The organism is Bradyrhizobium sp. (genome assembly GCF_030697065.1).
In the GTDB taxonomy this organism is placed as follows: Bacteria; Pseudomonadota; Alphaproteobacteria; order Rhizobiales; family Xanthobacteraceae; genus Bradyrhizobium.
Window position 1 is genome coordinate 1 of sequence record NZ_JAUYQU010000201.1, and the last position, 17244, is coordinate 17244.

Consider the following 17244-nt stretch of genomic DNA (forward strand, 5'->3'; position numbering starts at 1 on the left):
GCACATAGCCGACGCCGAGCCGGGCGATATCGGTGGTGGAGCGCCCGACCAGTTCCTCGCCGAACGCGGTGATCGAACCGCCCGACACCGGCACCAGTCCCATGATCGCCTTGCACAGCGAGGTCTTGCCCATGCCGTTGCGGCCGACCAGGCTGAGCACACCGTCCTGCAGGGTCAGATCGACGCCCTGCAGCGCGTGCGAGCGGCCGTAATACAGGTTCAGCCCGCGAACCTGCAGCGCCGGCAGCGTGCCGCGTATCGGTGGACGACGGTCAGAGGTGGGCATGACCGCCTCCGAGATAGAGCTCCTGAACTTCCGGATCGGATTCGATCTCGTCGGATCGGCCTTCCTTGAAGATCCGGCCGTTGTGCATCATCGTCACACTGTCGGCGACACGCAGCGCGACATCCATGTCGTGTTCGATAATGATGAAGCCGATATGCGCCGGCAGCGAGGTCAGGATCGTCACCAGATCCGCGCGCTCGGTCGGCGACAGCCCCGCCGCAGGCTCGTCGAACAGCACAAAGCGCGGCGCGCCCGACAACGCCAGCGCAACTTCGAGCTGCCGCTGCTGGCCATAGGCCAGTTCGCCGACCAAGCGGTCCTTGTCGTCGGTCAGGTGCACCGCCCCGACCAGTATTTCCGCTGCGCTCACGAGGGCGTCGTCGGGGCGGGGCCGGAACAGCGAGAAACGGTTTCGCGAAACACCGCAGCAGGCCAGATAGACATTGTCCATCACGCTCAACCCGGTGAAGAGCGAGGATATCTGGTAGGTGCGGCGCAAGCCCCGGCGGATGCGCTCATGGGGCGGGAACACCGTCACATCCTCGCCAAAGAACCGGACCAGGCCCGTCGTGGGCAGAAAATCCCCGGTGATGCAGTTGAACAGCGTGGTCTTGCCCGCGCCATTCGAACCGAGAACGGCCCGCCTTTCGCCCGGTTTCACCGAAAGCGTCACGTCCGAAATTGCGGCCAGTGCGCCGAACATCTTGGTGATGCCGCGCAATTCCAGCGCGTTGCCGGAACTGGTATTGCCAGCCACGGGCAAGTTCATCCGGGAAGACACGATGGGCGCGTTCATGGCCCGCCTCCCGTCGTCGCGGCCTTGCGCGCCGCAACCCCCGCGCGCCAGCGATCCCACAGGCCGAGCACACCATCCGGCGAGAACAGCACGATCGCGAGGAAGCCGATCCCGATGATCAGCTTGAAGCGATCCGCCGAGAACCCGAAAAACCCGAGAATGTCGGTCGAGAACACCTGCAGCAACACGTAGATGAAAGCGCCGATAAACGGTCCGAGCGGACGGCGCATCCCGCCGACCACCGCAACCACGAGCACATCGATCGCGGAGGAAATGCCGATCGTGCCCGGCGCGATCTGCGCGTTCTGCCAGACCAGAAGAATGCCGCCGGTGGAGGCGAAAACGCTCGCCAAGGCGTAGGCCGCCACGCGATGGGCGGTCACGTTGAAACCCAGTGCCGCCATGCGGCGCGGGTTGTCGCGCACGCCCTGAAGGGCGAGCCCGAAGGGAGCGCGCGCGAGATAGACGACTGCGCCGTAGCAAAGGGCCGCGCAGGCGAGCGTGAGGTAGTAGAAAGGCAGCGGGTCGCGCCAATTCACGCCGAAAACCTGCGGCGGCAACACGAGGTTGAATCCGGAATAGCCGTTGAAGACCGAATAGTTCTGTCGTGTGAAATAGAAGAAGGCCGCCGCGATCGCGAGCGTGATCATGATCGTGTAGATACCATCCGTGCGAACGGCGAGCGCGCCGGATATCGTCGCGAAAAGAGCCGCGATCAGGAAGGCGGCCGGAAGCACGATCCACCAGGAGAGGCCGAGACTGACATTGGCGGCGCCGGACGGCCCGAGGATGGCGACCATGTAGCCGGCCATTCCGGCAATCGACATTTGCAGCAGGCTCACCATTCCGCCATAGCCGGCAAGGAACATCAGGCTGAGCCCGATCATGCCCAGAATGAAAGTCCAGCCCATGATCTGAAACAGCCAGAAATCGCTGGCCACGATCGGCAGCAACAGCAGGATCAACCCGAAGACCCACCAGGGGGCGGGAATGCGCTCGGTCCACATCCGCTGGTCGACGGGACTGGGGAAACGAGGAGCTTGATCGACGACCGACATGTTCTAGCGCCCCGTTCCCAGAAGGCCCTGCGGCCGAAACGCCAGCACCGCCGCCATGATGAGGAAGGTGAGAACGATCGAATAGGTCGGCGCGTAGACAAACCCCATCTGCTCGGCCACCCCGATGATCAGCGCGCCCAAAGCCGCACCGACGATCGACCCCATGCCTCCGACGATCACCACCACGAGGCTCGCCAGCAGGAAACGCGTATCCTCGCCCGGCGACAGCGACTGGAACGTGGCGCCGATGATCCCCGCCATACCGGCAAGCCCGGCGCCGAAGCCGAACACCGCCAGAAACACCAGGTGGATACGCACGCCGGAAGCGGCCAGCATCTCGCGGTCGTCCACGCCCGCACGGATCATCATGCCGAGCGCGGTGCGGTTCAGAACGAGCCACATCGCGATGCCGATCACGATTGCCGCGACCAGGATCCAGACCCGCACGGACGGGTAGCGCAGCCAGGTGACCGCGCCGGTCGAGTCGTTGACATTGCTCACGAGGGGCAATTCCATCGGCCCCTGCAGGAACTGCGGAGCGAGGATCGAATACGATTGCCCGCCCCACCACCAGAGCATGAGGTCGGCCAACACGATCGAAAGCCCGATACTGACCAGCGTCTGGCGGAGCTCTTCGCCTTCCATTTTCGAGAAGATGAAGAACTGCATCAGGAGCCCGATCAGTCCTACGACGATGAACACGATCGGGAATGCCAGCAGCCACGAACCCGAGGCGGTCGCGACCTCGTAGCCGAGATATCCGCCGATCAGGAACAATGAGCCATGCGCGAGATTGACGATGCGCATCAGGCCAAAAATCAGCGTGAAGCCGGCTGCCACGAGGAAATAGAGCGCGCCAAGCGTGATGCCGCCCAAAAGTGCATTCAGGAAGATCTGCTTGCGGCCCCAGCTCGCCACCAGTTCGGGTGGCCAGGGGGCCAGCACAAGATACAGGAACGCTATGGCCAGGAGGAGGAAAATCACGCTCCAGAGCGGATAGCGCTTGATGAAATTGTTCATCTCATAACGGCCCGGCAGCTTTCCGTGGCGGACCTTCGCCACCGTTGGAATGAAGGCTAGATAGAAGTTGCCGGCCTGTCTCTTCCCGAACGTCTTTTCTCTAGCCCGAACGTCTCTTCTTTGACGTGCAGCACCTCTTTTTCAGTGTGCAAGGCCCGCCACGCTGCGCCGGTAGGCGCTCGGGGGCACCACGCCATTGGCGATGAAGAACCGCGAGAAGCTCGCCGGGGTCGCAAAGCCGAGATCGAGCCCGATTTCAGAAACCGTTTCCGTGCCTCTGGCCAATCGCTCGATCGCGCGCTCCATGCGCAGCGCGTTGAGAAAAATCGTAGGGGGCAGACCCATCTGCTCGCGGAACAGCTTGAAGAAATGCGGGCGCGAAAGGCCGGCGTTGCGCGAAATCTGTGCAAGGTCGACGGGTTCGCCGAGCCTCTCGCTCAGCAGGCTGATCGCGCGCCGCAGGCGGAAATCCCGCAGTCCCGCGCATTGGGCAGCCGGCCTGTCAGCCGCGCTCGTCCACTGCCAGGTTTGATCGAAGGCCGCCTGGGTAAGGGCACTGAGCCGGTCTTCGAAGGAGCCGTCGCAGCCGCCATGGTCTGCGAGAAGCCGTGCGGTTTCCGAGACAAGCCGGGTGATGTGGTCGCTCATTTCGACGGTTGAGCGGCCGAAGCGCAGGATTTCGAAGGCCGTGTGGCTCGCATCGACAAACCAGCCCGGACGGATGTAGAGAACCAGCGTCAGCGTGGGTTCGCGGCGGTCAATCGGCGCGAAAAAATGCGGCTGCCAGGGGCTGATTGCCGTTGCGCTCCGGGTCGTGAGCGGCAAGGTCCTGCCATCGACAACCACGCTGGCGACCGGTCCCCTGACGTGAAAGATCAGATGCCCCTCGCGATGGGCATGCGGCACCATCGGCCGATCGAGTTCGTAGAGGCAAGCGCGCCCGAACGCACCATGTGCGACCGCGTGAGCAATACTCATCGGTTTCCTCCCCGCTCATCTTTGTGCGCGGTAACGGAAGAATGTATTAGGAGATCGCGTTGTGACAACAGGCAAATTGCCCCGGCCGCTACCGGTCCAGGCCGCTTGCCTCGCGCCGGGTGCTCGTTCGTGCTCACCAGGCCGCCTCGAGAATGCGGCGGCAGTCGCCTGGGGTCAGCCTTCGGGGATTGGCAAGGGCTGCGGGGTCGTTCGCTGCCATTTCCGCAAAACGGTCGAACCGGGCCGGATTGATCCCCATCTCGCGCAAGGAGGTCGGCAGGCCGATGGCGCGGGCGAAAGCACCGATTGCAGTGCTGAAGTGCGGCTCCCGCGTTGTTCTGGCGAAGGTTTCGGCCATGGTTGCATATCGATCGCCCACCGCTTCGGTGTTGAAGTCGGCCATGGCGGCCATCAATGGCACATGGAGATCGCCATGCAGGACGCCGGGTCCAAGTTCAGCCTTGATCGGATGCGCAAGCGCATCGACCCCGCCAACCGCTTTTTCCAGCGCGAGCCCGGCCGTCAATGCGGCAACCATCAATTCGCGCTGCGCTTCCCGGTGACCGGGCGAAGCAAGCGCCACGGGCAGCCACCGCGTGAGCCGCTTGGTGGCCTCCAGCGCAAGCGCGTCTGCCGGCGGGTGGTAGACGGGGCTGGCATAGGCCTCGATGGCATGGACCAGCACCTCCATGGCCGCGGCGGCGAGCCGACGGGAGGGTGCTCCCTCCAGTACCGTCGGATCCGCGATGACCCGGTCGGGACGGGGGCATGCGACCGGCTGGCCCTCCCCCAGACGCACCCGCCGCGCCAACCCGAAATCGCACAGGCCGGCAGGAACTGCGATCAGCGTCAGGCGCTCGCCCCGCCGCAACGCGTGTTCCGCCGCGAGCCGTGCTTGCCCGACGGCCGAGGTTCCACCCACGGCGATGAGCGTGCCTGTGCGGATGTCACTCAAGGCACTCAGAATCCTGAGTGTCGTTTCTCCACAAGTGGTCGCACGATCGGTCCGCGTCAGGCTGATCGCCGTCTGGCCGAGCGCCTCCTGCACGCGAGTGCACACGGCCGCGCTTCCCGGCTCGTCGTCCACGAGTACCAGCGCCCGAGCGAGCGGCCCCACCTCCTCGGGAAGCGCATCCTCGATCGCAGCCTCTGCGAAATGGGTGCGCGTGAGATAATCGATGAGAGTCATCGCAGACGCTCCCGGCGCTTCCGCCGCATGGAGTCCCTATTGGCGGAATTCCCGAAGGAAGCGGTGGCCGGCTCATGGCGCCGGCCACCGAAAGATGACATCGGGTGCAGCCGCGCTCAGCCGCCCGCGCGCAGCTTTGCGCAGTCAACCGCATCGCGCGACGGCAGCCCCAGGGCCCGGAATTGAGCCGTCGTCATGCCGAGCGTCTGGTTTACGTTTTCGGTCTTGTCCACCATCTTGCTGGTCATGTTGCCATCCGGCCCATCGACCACTTCGTTGACGAAGACCGTTCCGGTCGCCTGCCGGTTTTCGTTCAGCGTGATCTTGCCGACTGGGCTGTCGAGTTGAAGCTTGTTCAGGGCCTCCTTGAACTTTGCCTGCCCGTTCGACAGATCGCCCCCGGCCGCTTCGAGCCCTTTGATGGCCGCAAGCGTGGCCGTGTAGTAGCCCAGACCGAACAGCGAGGGCGACGGGAGGCGCTGGTTGGCGGGGAAGCTTTCCTGATAGAGCTTCACGTAGGAGGTCCAGGCCGGGTCCTTGTTGTCGGCGGAGAAGGGACCGGAGGTCGGCGTGCCCTTCAGCGCGTCTTTCGCGCGACCTTTCGCCGTCAGAACCGTCTGGTCGGCCATGATGGTGCCGCCGATCAGGCGGGTCTTTTCACCGGCTTGCTGATACTGGTTGAGGAAGTTGATCGCATCCGTGCCGCCAAGGCCCAGATAGATCGCATCCACATTGTCCGGCAGTTGCGCGATGATCCCGCCGAAATCCGATTGGCCGAGCGGTTGCCAGAACCGCTGGACGATGTCGCCGCCCGACTTGCAGAAATCCACCGCAAAGCCCATGAAATTCGTGTAGCCGAACGAGTAATCGGCTGCGATCGTTGCCACGCGCTTCCAGCCTTTCTTCTTCACGACGTAGCTGCCGAGCCCGTAGCCCCACTGCGAGCCGTCCAGATTGAAGCGGTAGAAGTTCGGCGCGGGATCGACCCAGGTCGTCTCAAGCGCACCGGAAATGCCGTTGATGACCACCTTGTCCGGGATGGTCTTGGCGAAATCGCGCATGGCGATACCTTCCGAGCCGGAAAGCGGGCCGATGATAAGGTCGACCTTGTCCTGCTCCACAAGCTTGCGCGCCATACGGACCGTCGTATCGGGCTTGGTATCCGTCGGAGCGACCACGGTTTCGATCTTCTTGCCGGCAATGGTGTTGTTCACCTGTTTGAGAGCCAGTTCGACGTTTCGGACACCATCCTGGCCACCGGTCGCAAAGGCGCCTTCCAGCGCCACCAGAATGCCGATCTTGATGGTACCGCTCTGGGCGAGAGCTGCGCCGGGCAGCATAAGGGCGGCCACCGCGACGGCGCCAAGCAAAGACTTGCGCATTGTTGTTCCTCCCTGTGACGCGGAAGAGAGAATCCGGCAACCATGCCGGACCTTGCTCAGGTGCGTCTCTTAACGCGCCCCTAGCGGGCGCCTTGCCGGAAAGCTGCCGATCAAAGCCCAAGCCGCCAATATCCAAGCGTCTCATTTTCGCGGGCGCTGTCATGCGCCGGGGAGCGCCTTACCGCCTGACCCCAGCGCGTCCGGCGGTCGCGGACAGCCTGCGCCGTCGTCGTCGAATCTTCATCCGCGCGATCCCGCAATGCCCTCCCCGTCCTTGACCGCTGTCGCCTCGAATGCCAGAAGCCCATGCCAGCACGGCGTCGCCAACTTGGCGAGATCATCCGGGAATTCCCGGGCGGCACCGCCGGAATCCCATGCAGGCAACGGGAGCACCAGTCCGCAGCGTGCGCTTCATCGCGACTGCGGCAGCGGCGATCGATGCTTTCTATTCATCAGGCTGCACGAGCCGTTGCACTCTGGGGATCAAGTGATAACGGCAGGAGCTGGGTGAAAATGTTCGACTTCGACCGTGTGATCGACCGCCGCGGCACGCATGCCACCAAGTGGGACAACATGGCGAAGCTGTCGGGCATCGACGCGCCGGACGCGATCCCGATGTGGGTCGCGGACATGGATTTCGCCGCGCCGCCCGGCGTGACGGAGGCGCTGATGGAAATGGCCCGGCGCGGAGTCTATGGCTACTATGGTGACACTGGAAGCTGGGCCGCCGCGTTCGCCGATTGGATGCAGCGCCGGCACAATCTTGAGGTGGACCCCGCCTGGGTGAGCCCGACGCCCGGCGTCGTGGCAGGCCTCGGCCTCATCCTGCAGGCGGCGAGCGCACCGGGCGATGAAGTGGTGGTATTCCCGCCGGCCTACCACGCCTTTCGCCGGATCATCGTTGCCAACGAGCGCCGCATTCTCGATGCGCAGTTGGTCGAGAGCGACGGCCGCTACGTCATGGATCTCGACGCGCTGCGCGCCAGGCTGACGCCCCGAACCAAGGTGGTGTTCTTCTGCAGTCCGCATAATCCCGGCGGCACCGTCTGGACGTCCGAGGAGATCCGTGCGCTGGCCCGATTCTGCATCGAGCACGATCTCCTGCTGGTGTCGGACGAGATCCACTGCGACCTCGTGTTCGCAGGCGCCAGGCATACGCCCACCCTGATCGCCGCGCCGGAGATCGCCGACCGCCTGGTTTCCACCTTTGCGGCGACCAAGACCTTCAACCTGGCTGGCGCCCATGTCGGCGCCTGCGTCACCTCCAACGCGGCGCTGAAGCGCGCCATCGATGCACGCATCATGGCGAGCGGGCTCGGCTCCTACAACAGCTTCGGCATGATTGCGACCGAGGCGGCCTGGCGCACGGGCGAGGCATGGCTGGACGCGCTGCTGGCGTATCTGGCGGCCAGCCGCGACCTGTTCAACCGGCGCATCGAAGCCGCCGCGCCCGGCGCGCGCTCGATGCGGCTCGACGCCACCTATCTGGCCTGGGTGGATTTTTCCGGCACCGGCCTGCCACCCGATGAAGTCGCGGACCGCGTGAAGAGCCGGGCACGGATTTTTGCGAGCCCCGGCCTGCAGTTCGGACCGGGCGGAGAATCCTGGCTGCGCTTCAATTTTGCCGCGCCGCGACCGATCCTGGAGGAAGCGCTGGGCCGGCTGGACGAGGCGTTCAGCGATTTGCGAAACGGCGGGTGAGCATCGCGCACGTTTGAATAGCTTCGACGCCATGCAACGGTGCGACGCCGACGATCGGCCATCGTCGCATTTCAGCGAAATGAGCCATGGATCCACGGCATATTACGGAACTCAAATTGAACTAAGTCGGGTGCACCACATTCACACTGCCAGCACCTCGACGATCCGGCTCCGGATGTCCTCACGTTCCTCGGGCCCAGTGCTGGTATCGAACCGGACGTCATAGGCGATCATCGCTGGGCGCTTCAGCACCACGATGCGATCGCCGATCTCAAGGGCTTCGCTGATCGAATGGGTGATGAAGACGGCAGTCTTGCCATTCTCCTTCACCAGTCTGACGAATTCCGCGCGCAGCCGTCCGGCGGTGGATTCGTCGAGCGCCGAAAACGGCTCGTCGCAGAGCAGGATGTTGGCATTGGTGGCAAAGGCGCGAGCTATCGATACGCGCTGACGCATGCCGCCGGACAGCGCATGCGGATAATCGTTCTCGTGGCCGCCGAGCCCCAGCTTGGTCAGCCACTGCTGCGCGGTCGCCCGCCGCTCGGCGGCCGGTATTTCCAGCATCTCCAGCCCGAGCTCGACGTTCTGGATCGCAGTGCGCCACGGCAGCAGGCGGTCGTTCTGGAACACGATCGCCATCTTGCCACGAAAGGAATCGAATTCCGCGAAGGGATCGCGGCCGTCGACCCGCACCGAGCCGCTGCTCGGTGCGGTCAGCCCGGCGATCATGTTGAAGATGGTCGACTTGCCGCAGCCGGTCTTGCCGAGCAGCGCCAGCATCTGGCCGGGGCGGACGTCCAGGTTGAGACCGTCCACGGCGCGGAAGGCGGCATCGGTGCCGATCTTGCCGAACACTTTCGAGACATCGGCGAGATGAATGGCGGCCTCGTCCGGCGTGGCGTCTCCGTTCATATCGCGCGCTCCGACACCGCGCGATAGCGAAACGCGACGTTTTCAATCAGCGTCAACGAGCCCTGCACGATCAGCACGAAGAACACCAGTTGCAGCGTCCAGGCCAGCGCGCCGGCCATGTCGAACAGCTGCTGCTGCAACAGCAACTGGTAGCCGACGCCGCCGGTGGCGCCGACCAGTTCGGCCACCACCACCACGCGCGAGGCGTTGCCGAGATTGACTTTCCATGCCGTCAGGATGTCCGGCAGGATCGCCGGCGCGATCATCACCCGGAACAGTTTCGCCCGCGAGGGCCTGAAGCTGAACACCATTTCCATCAGATCCCGGGACATCCCGCGCAGCGCACCCAGCACCTGGAAGGTGAACGCCGGCAGGGTCGTCAGCACCATGATGAAGAGAATGCGAAACTCGACGCCGTGAAACCAGATGATGGCGAACACCACCCAGGACAACGCGGGGATGCCCTGGAACAGCGTCAGGATCGGCGACAGGAACTTGTCGACGGCGCGCGATCGCACCATCAGCAGCGCCAGCGCGGCGCCGATGACGAAGGAGCCGGCAAGCCCCGCCAGGATGCGATAGATGGTCACCATCACATCCTTGAACATCGATCCGTCGGCGAAAATCTCCAGGCAGCGCCAGAACACGTCGATCAGCGACGGAAACAGGAACCGCGGAAAGAACAGCGAGGCGAATTGCCAGAGCGCAATCACCACGGCGAAAGGCAGGACCCACTCCCACAGCCGCTTCGCCGCCGCAGACAGCATGTTCTCCGGCGGCGGCGATCCCGTCTGGGGTGCGGTCTCGCTCATTTGCCGGGCGCCTGGTAGATCGTCGCGGCGGAGGGATCCGACGGCAGGTGGGCAATGGCCTTGCCGGCGGCATAGACCGAATTGATCTCCTTGCGTACGTCGGAGGCCCACTGCACGTTCATGCCGAGTCGGTCATTGGCGCGGATGAGTTCGGCGATCGCCTTGTGGTCGTCGGGCGTGCCCTTGGGGAGGATCACCTTGGCCGCCGCATCCGGGTTCGCGGTGACCCATACGGAGGCCTCCTTGTAGGCGGCGTAGAGCTTTTCGACCAGCTTCGGGTTCTTCTCCGCCCAGTCGATGTGGGCGGCGACACCGAGATAGGGAATATTGCGGCTGCCGGTGAACTTCTTCCAGCTGTCGGCGATTGAAAGGTCGAGGGTCCGCATCTCCGGCTTCTTCGCCAGCAGCGTGGTATAGGCGGGCTCCCAAAGCTGCACCGCCGTGGCGCGGTCTGCCAGCGCGTAGCCGATCAGGCCGGGGGTCGCGGTATTGACCACCTGGAATTTCGAGGTATCGGCGCCGAGTTGGCGGGCGAACCAGTCGAACATCACCCAGTTGGTGGTGCCTTTGGCCGCCGCGACGTCCTTGCCTTCGAGGTCCTTCAGCGTCTTGATCTCGGGCCGCGCGGTAACGATCGCACCCCAGAAGTCGAACAGGTTGAACAGATACGTCACCTTGACGCCGCGAACATCGGCCAGGCCCACCGTCATCAGCGAGGCGCTGCCGCCGAGCTTGAATTCGCCGGAGTTGAATTGCGCCGTGTAGGCATCCGGCGTGCGCTCCTCGAACTTGATGGCAAGGCCGTGCTTCTCGTCGAGCTTCTGTGCCTTGATGACCGGCGGCAGGAACGCGCCGAGAGACGGCGGGCTGAACACGACGATCGAGAGCGGCTCCGGCGCTTGCGCCGCAACCGGCGAGGCCAGCAAGAGTGCCGAAACGAAAGTGAAACCAAAACGAATTGAATTCATGGCTATCCTCCCTGAAACCTTTTTGAGTTGAAGGCAGTTATGCAGCGCCCTCGGCTGGTGTCTCGACTTCTTTTCGGAGTGCGACAAAGAACCGCCCAACAAGGTGCTTCGAGACGCTGCTCAGAATACGCTGGCCGACGCCGGCCACCAGGCCGCCGATCTCACCATTACCCTGAAAGGTCAGGCGGGAGGTATCCGGTCCTTCCGGCGCGATCTCGAACCGCGCACTTCCATTGCCGTGGCCCAGCGTACCGGCGCCGGACACCTTGATACTGCAGGTCTTGGGCGGCGTCTTGTCCGCCAGAGAAATCTCGCCCTCGAAAGAACCGCCGACCGCCGCGACGCGGAGCTGCAGCTCTACCTTGTAGGCGTCGGGCTCGATCTCGGTCATGGTCTTGCAACCTGGAATGCAGCGCGTCAGCACGGCGGGATCGTTAAGCGCTTTCCACAGCGCCTCGACCGGGACCTGGATGGTTTCGACGCCCCCGATATCGAGCTTCATGACGAACGTTCCTTACAGTCCGAACAGCCGCTGCGCCAGACCGCCATTGATGGCGGCACGCTCGGCATCGGAGAATCTGGTCTCGGAGACGATTTTGGTCGGCGCGAGATCGCCGATCGGGAACGGCATGTCCGAACCCATCATGATCCGCTCGGGACCGACGATGTCGGCGAGATAGCGCAGCGCGCGCGGGTCCTGCACGATGGTGTCGTAATACATCGCGGCCAGCGCCGCATCGGGATCGCCGAGTTTTTCCCTGTCGAGCGAATAGTTGCGGCGGAGCCGGCCGATCACGTATGGCAGCGCGGCGCCGCCGATGCCGGCCACGATCTTCGCATTGGCATAGCGGGTGACGTGACCGGCATAGATCAGCCGCGATATCGCGATCAGCGTATCGGTAATACGCCCGACCGCATTGGCCATGCCGTAATCATGGACGCGGTCGTCGCCGCTTTCGAACACCGGGTGGATAAAGACAACCGAGCCGAGTTCGCTGGCGGCTTCCCAGAACGGCGTCAGCGCGGGATCGTCGAGCACGCCGCCCCTGCCCTTCGGCTGGGTACCGATCATCGTGCCCTTGAAACCCGCGGCATGGGCCTCGCGCAGTACTTCGGCGGCGCGCGCGCCATCCTGCAACGGCACGGTGGCGAGCGGCACGAAACGCGGCTCGCGCATCGCGGTCTGAGCCAGATGGGTGTTGATCAGCCGCGACCAGGCCGCGCCCTCCTCCCCCGGCACTTCGTAGCCGAACATGTCGAGCCAGCCGCCGACCACCTGACGCTCGATCTTCTGCTCATCCATCCACTTCAGGCGAGCGGGCAGATCGCTCAGCGGCTTCGACACCGGCCGGGTCGGCTTGCCGCCGGCAAAAGAGAAACCGAGGCCGCCGCCGTCTTCGATCAGCCGGATCGACGGAAATAGCGAGGCCTGCGAGCGGATTGATTCCAGCAGGCTCGGCGGCACCAGATGGGCGTGGCAGTCGATGATCATTTGGCTTGCTCTTGCGGTTTGCCTTGTTGCGCGTCGGCGATGGCGTCGCCGATGGCGGAGATACGGATCGGCAGCTTGTTGAAGGAGATGCCGAGCGGGCTGACGCAGTCATTGACCGCCGCCGAGATCGCGGCGGGCGCGCCAAGATAGCCGCTCTCGCCGGAGCCCTTCTGGCCGAACACGGTGAACGGCGACGGCGTGCAGTGATGCACGATCTCGACTTCCGGAACCTCGTGGGCGGACGGCAGGAGATAATCCATGAAACTCTGGGTCATCAGGTGACCCTCGTCGTCGTAGACGAATTCCTCCAGCAGGGCCGCGCCGAGGCCATGGGCGAGGCCGCCCAGCGTCATGCCCTTGACGATATGCGGGTTGATCACGGTGCCGCAGTCATGGCCGATCACGTAACGCCTGATCTCGGGTTTGCCGAGCGCGGGGTCGATCGCCATCAGCACAACGTGAAACTCGAAGGAGTGGCACGGATACATCTGGACCCGGCCGTCCTTCGGCAGCGTGCCGCCGGTCGGCACCTGCATCACATGCGTGCTTTCGAGGCCGGGCTCCATGCCCTCGGGGAGCATGTGATACTGGCGGTGAGCGATGGTCACGAGCTCGATCCAGCTTAATTGCCGGTCGCCGCTCGCGACGATGCCATTGGCGTAAGCGGCCTTGTCTTCGGCCACGCCAAACTGATGCGCGCCGATCCGCATCAGTTTTGTCTTGAGTTTTTGCGCGGCGTGGAACGCGGCGCCGCCGAGCATGATCGCCATGCGGCTGCCGACCGGCGAGTTGGACGGCAGGCACGCCAGCGAATCCGGCCGGATCACGCGGATCAGGTCCGGCTCGATCTGCAGGACTTCGCCGACCACGGTCGCGACCAGGGTCTCGTGCCCCTGCCCCGACGAGGTATTGTGGATCGTGACAGTGACCGAACCCAACGCATCGATGACGATGCGGCAGGAATCCATCCAGGTGGTGGTGGTGTTCTTTTCGTTGAGCAGCGGCTCAAACGATGAATTGGCGCCGGACGGTTCCAGGCACGCCGCGATGCCGATGCCGGCCAGCAGGCCGGAGCCGCGCAGGCGGTCGCGTTCTTTCTCCATCGATGCGAAATCGATATGCGCGAATACCTTGTCGACCACGGTGTGGTAATCGCCGCTGTCATAGGTGCTGCCGCTCGGGATCAGATAGGGGAACTGTTCCTTGCGGATGAAGTTGCGGCGGCGCACCTCGATGCGGGCGAGGCCGGTGGCGGCGGCGACCTTGTCGATCGCGGTCTCAATCGCGTAATTGGTCGGAGCCTGGCCAAAGCCACGCACCGCTTCCTGCACCGCCTTGTTGGAGGTTACCGACTGCGCGCGATACTGCACGCTCGCGATCTGGTACGGACCGACGATGGCGCCGATCGGCTTGCCGAGCTGGAACGGGGCGCGGCCGGCATAGGCGCCGGCATTGTCCAGCGCGCGGATCTTCATCGACCTGACGATGCCGTCGTCATTGAAGGCGACATCGACATCGAAAATGCGTTCGGGGCCGTGGGCATCGCCGCCGCGCATGTTTTCCAGCCGGTCCTCGATCAACCGCACCGGGCGGCCGAGCCGCCGCGCCAGATGCGCCACCAGTACGGTCTGCTTGATGCCGCGCTTGACGCCATAGCTGCCGCCGACGTCGACATCCTGATGGACGCGGACATTATTGGCGGGAATTCGCAGGGCTCGCGCGATCTGGTCGGGATATTTCGGCATCTGGATCGACGCCCAGACATCGAGCATGTCGCGCCACGGATCCCAGCATGCGGCGACGCCAAAGGTCTCGATCGGCACCGTGGAGCTGCGTCCCCAGGTGACGCGGAACGACAGTTTTCGAGGGCTCTCGGAAAAATGCCTGTCGACCTCGCCCCACACGAAAGTGCGGTCCAGCAGCACGTTGGATCCGTGCGCGGGATGCACCGGCGGGCTGTCCGGCCTCAACGCCTCTTCCGCATTCATCACGAACGGCAGCGGTTCATAGGTGACGCGGACTTTTTCGGTGGCGTCTTCGGCCAGCGCGCGGGTATCCGCGACCACGGCCACCACCCATTCGCCGGCATAGCGGGTCTGCCCGACCGCGAGCGGATGACGCCGCACGTTCGGCGTATCCAGCCCGTTCATCAGGGAATCGGTCGCCGCCGCAAGCTCATCGCCGGTCAGCACATAATGCACGCCCGGCATCGCCATTGCCGCCGATGCATCGATCGAGACAATGCGCGCGGCCGGATGCTGCGACGGCAGGATCGCGACATGCAGCAAGCCTTCGAGCGGGACGTCGGCGACGAAGTGGCCCTGCCCCACGACGAAGCGGCGATCCTCGCGAACGCGGCGGTTGGTCGAGACAAAACGGAAGGCCCCGGGATCGGCGTTCATTTCGCCTCCACGACTGATTTTGCGGCCAATTCCGGCGGGCGCGGCGTGTTGGCCACCCGCAGACGATCGGCGGCGAACTGCACCGCCTCGATAATTTGCCCATAACCTGTGCAGCGGCAGATATTGCCCGAGATCGCCTCGGCAATGTCCTCGCGCGTCGGCGTCAGCGTGTTCTGCAGCAGGGCGTGCGCCGCCAAAATCATGCCCGGCGTGCAGTAGCCGCATTGCAGGCCGTGCGTTTCGCAGAAGGCGTCCTGGATCACGCTGAGCTCGCCGGGAGCCGGCGCGAGGCCCTCGATGGTGGTGATTTCGTAGCCGTCGGCCTGCACCGCGAACATCAGACAGGACCGCACCGGCTCGCCATCCACCAGCACCGTGCAGGCGCCGCAGACGCCATGCTCGCACCCGGCATGGGTGCCGTTGAGCAGAAAGTTCTCGCGCAATACATCGAGCAGCGTCTTGCGCGGCTCGACTTCGGCGGCACGGTTGACGCCGTTGATGCGCAACTCGACTTTCATTGCGCGCCCTTCCCGGGTTTCGTAGCGGCATTGTCGCGCGCGGCTTCTAGGGCGCGAATGCCGAGCGTGACCGCGACGCGGCGGCGGTAGGCGGCGCTGGCGTGCAGGTCGCTGATGGCGTCGAGTTGGCCGGAGGCTGCGTTGACCGCGTCCGATATCGACGCGGCGTCGAGAATGGTACCGGCCAACACGGACATATCGAGCCGCAACGGCCGGTCGCCGACGCCGCCGACGCCGAGCGCTGCATCGAGGCAGTGCCCTTCCTCATCAAGCGCGACCTGTGCGGCGGCCGCGACAAAGGCAAAATCCGATTTGCGCGCGCTGATCTCGAAGAATCCCGTCCCGATGCGTTCATGCGGCCATACCGGAAAGCGGATGGCGCGCACGCACTCGCCTTGCCCGATCGTGGTCAGCATCGGTCCGATGAAGAAATCATCCGAGGGCATCGCTGCCGGACCATCCGGAGTCGCGAGCAGTATCTCGGCGCCGAGGGTGACGGCCACCAGCGGGATCTCGGCCGACGGGTCGGCGTTGGCGATCGAACCGCCGACGGTGCCGCGGTTGCGGGTCGGCGGATGCCCGACCCATGGCAGCACCCGCGCCAGCATCGGCACCAATGCGCGGATCACGGGGTCGCGTTCGGCCTGCGCCTGGCGGGTGGTGGCGCCGACAACGACCGCGCCGTCTTCCTCGCGGATACCCGCAAGCTCCGGCAGGCGCAAAATATCGATCAGTCTGGCCGGACGCGCCAGCCGCATCGCCAGCATCGGCACCAACGTCTGTCCGCCGGCGATGACGCGCGCATCCTCGTCGCCAGCCAACAGCGCGCACACTTCGGCGAGCGTATCCGGCCTGACATAGTCGAACGGGGCGGGTTTCATCCGCTAGGCCAGCGGCAGGCCGGCGATCGCCGGCGAAAGCACCGAGACGGTCTGGCTCTTCAGCAGCGGCCCGTCGGTTTCGCTGGAAGCCTTCACCGCCGCCCATTCCGGATCGGCGGCGAACGATGCCCAGGCTTGCTTGCGCGCGGCTTCGTCGGCAAAGCGCGTCATATAAGTGAGGCGGCCGTCTTCTTCGGGCGAGGTGAACGCGCCGACCAGTTCGATACCGTGACGGGGAAAGAACCGGGCCGCGACATTGTCGGCAAAGCGGCGGCGCATCGCTTCGGCGCGGCCTTCGGCGGCTTCATAGACCCGGATTTCGTAAATCAACCCACGCTCCCCGTTTTGACCGGCCGCTTGTAAGAACCGCTGCCTTGGTCGAAACGATAGAAGCCGGCGACGGAAATTGTCAAACATTAACTGAAGCAATCAAGAAAAAATGCGCAATTGAATTGGTTCAATCGAACAAATGATGCTGTCAAGGCGTATCATAAATACTATTTAAAACAACGGGTTGTGGATATCCCGTCCAAAAATACAATGACGCCACTGCAAAACGGTCGGGTCTGTATCAAATATTGCAACAATATCAAAATTGTACTACTCAACGAGATTATCCACTAACGCTCGCAAAACACTCCGCGGATAACGAGACATGACCGACTGGGTACCCAGCCTCGCCTCGCTCCCTGGGCCGCGCTACCTCGCCTTTGTCGTCGCCCTCGAGGCCGATATCGGCGCCGGCCGTGTCAAACCCGGCATGCGGCTATTGCCCCAGCGCGACATGGCGCAACGGCTCGATCTCAGCGTCGGTGCTATTTCAAAGGCCTATGCGGAGGCCGAGCAGCG

At 64.1% G+C, this 17244-nt stretch carries 17 protein-coding genes and 1 pseudogene; 2 read left to right on the forward strand and 16 right to left on the reverse strand.

The window, feature by feature from the left end:
- The 7 genes from Q8R73_RS15870 to Q8R73_RS15900 form a co-directional block, all read right to left on the reverse strand.
- The coding region (locus Q8R73_RS15870; protein ID WP_305720501.1) for an ATP-binding cassette domain-containing protein at positions 1 to 286 on the reverse strand (286 nt) is incomplete at its 3' end.
- Complete coding sequence (locus tag Q8R73_RS15875) at positions 273 to 1055, reverse strand: ABC transporter ATP-binding protein (RefSeq protein WP_305720515.1); 783 nt, start codon at positions 1053 to 1055, stop codon at positions 273 to 275. The genes Q8R73_RS15875 and Q8R73_RS15870, both read right to left, overlap by 14 nt.
- A 23-nt stretch (positions 1056 to 1078) precedes the next feature.
- Positions 1079 to 2140 (reverse strand): branched-chain amino acid ABC transporter permease, encoded by a 1062-nt coding sequence (locus Q8R73_RS15880; protein WP_371126107.1) that lies wholly within the window; start codon positions 2138 to 2140, stop codon positions 1079 to 1081.
- 3 nt (positions 2141 to 2143) lie between these two features.
- Entirely contained in the window at positions 2144 to 3160 is a 1017-nt protein-coding gene (locus tag Q8R73_RS15885; protein WP_305720502.1) for a branched-chain amino acid ABC transporter permease, read from the reverse strand.
- 141 nt (positions 3161 to 3301) lie between these two features.
- Entirely contained in the window at positions 3302 to 4138 is an 837-nt protein-coding gene (locus Q8R73_RS15890) for a helix-turn-helix domain-containing protein (protein WP_371126108.1), read from the reverse strand.
- Between the two features lie 133 nt (positions 4139 to 4271).
- Positions 4272 to 5327 carry an iron-containing alcohol dehydrogenase gene (locus tag Q8R73_RS15895; protein ID WP_305720503.1) on the reverse strand — a complete coding sequence of 352 codons (1056 nt, stop codon included), beginning with the start codon at positions 5325 to 5327 and terminating at the stop codon, positions 4272 to 4274.
- Between the two features lie 116 nt (positions 5328 to 5443).
- Positions 5444 to 6709, reverse strand: a complete 1266-nt coding sequence (locus Q8R73_RS15900) for an ABC transporter substrate-binding protein (protein ID WP_305720504.1) — start codon at positions 6707 to 6709, stop codon at positions 5444 to 5446.
- Between the two features lie 513 nt (positions 6710 to 7222).
- Between Q8R73_RS15900 and Q8R73_RS15905 the strand changes: the two genes are divergently transcribed.
- Complete coding sequence (locus Q8R73_RS15905) at positions 7223 to 8410, forward strand: MalY/PatB family protein (RefSeq protein WP_305720505.1); 1188 nt, start codon at positions 7223 to 7225, stop codon at positions 8408 to 8410.
- A 141-nt stretch (positions 8411 to 8551) separates the two neighbouring features.
- Here the strand turns inward: Q8R73_RS15905 and Q8R73_RS15910 are convergent, their stop codons facing one another.
- From Q8R73_RS15910 to Q8R73_RS15950, 9 genes are read right to left on the reverse strand one after another with little or no spacing between them, the layout of a single operon-like run.
- Positions 8552 to 9322 carry an ABC transporter ATP-binding protein gene (locus Q8R73_RS15910; RefSeq protein WP_305720506.1) on the reverse strand — a complete coding sequence of 257 codons (771 nt, stop codon included), beginning with the start codon at positions 9320 to 9322 and terminating at the stop codon, positions 8552 to 8554.
- Positions 9319 to 10134, reverse strand: coding sequence for an ABC transporter permease (locus Q8R73_RS15915; protein WP_305720507.1), 816 nt, complete (start codon positions 10132 to 10134; stop codon positions 9319 to 9321). Before Q8R73_RS15915 ends, Q8R73_RS15910 begins: the two co-directional genes overlap by 4 nt.
- On the reverse strand, positions 10131 to 11102 hold the full coding sequence (locus Q8R73_RS15920; protein WP_305720508.1) for an ABC transporter substrate-binding protein: 972 nt from the start codon (positions 11100 to 11102) through the stop codon (positions 10131 to 10133). The genes Q8R73_RS15915 and Q8R73_RS15920 overlap by 4 nt, the downstream gene beginning before the upstream one ends.
- A 37-nt stretch (positions 11103 to 11139) precedes the next feature.
- Positions 11140 to 11604, reverse strand: a complete 465-nt coding sequence (locus tag Q8R73_RS15925; RefSeq protein WP_305720509.1) for a carbon monoxide dehydrogenase subunit G — start codon at positions 11602 to 11604, stop codon at positions 11140 to 11142.
- 12 nt (positions 11605 to 11616) lie between these two features.
- Positions 11617 to 12594 (reverse strand): amidohydrolase family protein, encoded by a 978-nt coding sequence (locus Q8R73_RS15930; protein WP_305720510.1) that lies wholly within the window; start codon positions 12592 to 12594, stop codon positions 11617 to 11619.
- On the reverse strand, positions 12591 to 14996 hold the full coding sequence (locus Q8R73_RS15935) for a xanthine dehydrogenase family protein molybdopterin-binding subunit (RefSeq protein WP_305720511.1): 2406 nt from the start codon (positions 14994 to 14996) through the stop codon (positions 12591 to 12593). Before Q8R73_RS15935 ends, Q8R73_RS15930 begins: the two co-directional genes overlap by 4 nt.
- Positions 14993 to 15514 (reverse strand): (2Fe-2S)-binding protein, encoded by a 522-nt coding sequence (locus Q8R73_RS15940; protein WP_305720512.1) that lies wholly within the window; start codon positions 15512 to 15514, stop codon positions 14993 to 14995. Before Q8R73_RS15940 ends, Q8R73_RS15935 begins: the two co-directional genes overlap by 4 nt.
- Positions 15511 to 16395, reverse strand: coding sequence for a xanthine dehydrogenase family protein subunit M (locus Q8R73_RS15945; protein WP_305720513.1), 885 nt, complete (start codon positions 16393 to 16395; stop codon positions 15511 to 15513). Before Q8R73_RS15945 ends, Q8R73_RS15940 begins: the two co-directional genes overlap by 4 nt.
- A gap of 3 nt (positions 16396 to 16398) precedes the next feature.
- Complete coding sequence (locus Q8R73_RS15950; protein WP_305720514.1) at positions 16399 to 16725, reverse strand: NIPSNAP family protein; 327 nt, start codon at positions 16723 to 16725, stop codon at positions 16399 to 16401.
- Between the two features lie 325 nt (positions 16726 to 17050).
- Between Q8R73_RS15950 and Q8R73_RS15955 the strand changes: the two are divergent.
- Positions 17051 to 17244, forward strand: a pseudogene (locus Q8R73_RS15955) (PLP-dependent aminotransferase family protein); the annotation flags it as partial.

Bases quoted from the DNA above. Each gene is read 5' to 3' on its own strand.
- Q8R73_RS15915 (WP_305720507.1), bottom strand. From the start codon at position 10,134: ATGAGCGAGACCGCACCCCAGACGGGATCGCCGCCGCCGGAGAACATG.
- Q8R73_RS15880 (WP_371126107.1), bottom strand. From the start codon at position 2,140: ATGTCGGTCGTCGATCAAGCTCCTCGTTTCCCCAGTCCCGTCGACCAG.
- Q8R73_RS15925 (WP_305720509.1), bottom strand. From the start codon at position 11,604: ATGAAGCTCGATATCGGGGGCGTCGAAACCATCCAGGTCCCGGTCGAG.
- Q8R73_RS15905 (WP_305720505.1), top strand. From the start codon at position 7,223: ATGTTCGACTTCGACCGTGTGATCGACCGCCGCGGCACGCATGCCACC.
- Q8R73_RS15940 (WP_305720512.1), bottom strand. From the start codon at position 15,514: ATGAAAGTCGAGTTGCGCATCAACGGCGTCAACCGTGCCGCCGAAGTC.
- Q8R73_RS15890 (WP_371126108.1), bottom strand. From the start codon at position 4,138: ATGAGTATTGCTCACGCGGTCGCACATGGTGCGTTCGGGCGCGCTTGC.
- Q8R73_RS15945 (WP_305720513.1), bottom strand. From the start codon at position 16,395: ATGAAACCCGCCCCGTTCGACTATGTCAGGCCGGATACGCTCGCCGAA.
- Q8R73_RS15895 (WP_305720503.1), bottom strand. From the start codon at position 5,327: ATGACTCTCATCGATTATCTCACGCGCACCCATTTCGCAGAGGCTGCG.
- Q8R73_RS15930 (WP_305720510.1), bottom strand. From the start codon at position 12,594: ATGATCATCGACTGCCACGCCCATCTGGTGCCGCCGAGCCTGCTGGAA.
- Q8R73_RS15885 (WP_305720502.1), bottom strand. From the start codon at position 3,160: ATGAACAATTTCATCAAGCGCTATCCGCTCTGGAGCGTGATTTTCCTC.
- Q8R73_RS15920 (WP_305720508.1), bottom strand. From the start codon at position 11,102: ATGAATTCAATTCGTTTTGGTTTCACTTTCGTTTCGGCACTCTTGCTG.
- Q8R73_RS15875 (WP_305720515.1), bottom strand. From the start codon at position 1,055: ATGAACTTGCCCGTGGCTGGCAATACCAGTTCCGGCAACGCGCTGGAA.
- Q8R73_RS15910 (WP_305720506.1), bottom strand. From the start codon at position 9,322: ATGAACGGAGACGCCACGCCGGACGAGGCCGCCATTCATCTCGCCGAT.
- Q8R73_RS15935 (WP_305720511.1), bottom strand. From the start codon at position 14,996: ATGAACGCCGATCCCGGGGCCTTCCGTTTTGTCTCGACCAACCGCCGC.
- Q8R73_RS15900 (WP_305720504.1), bottom strand. From the start codon at position 6,709: ATGCGCAAGTCTTTGCTTGGCGCCGTCGCGGTGGCCGCCCTTATGCTG.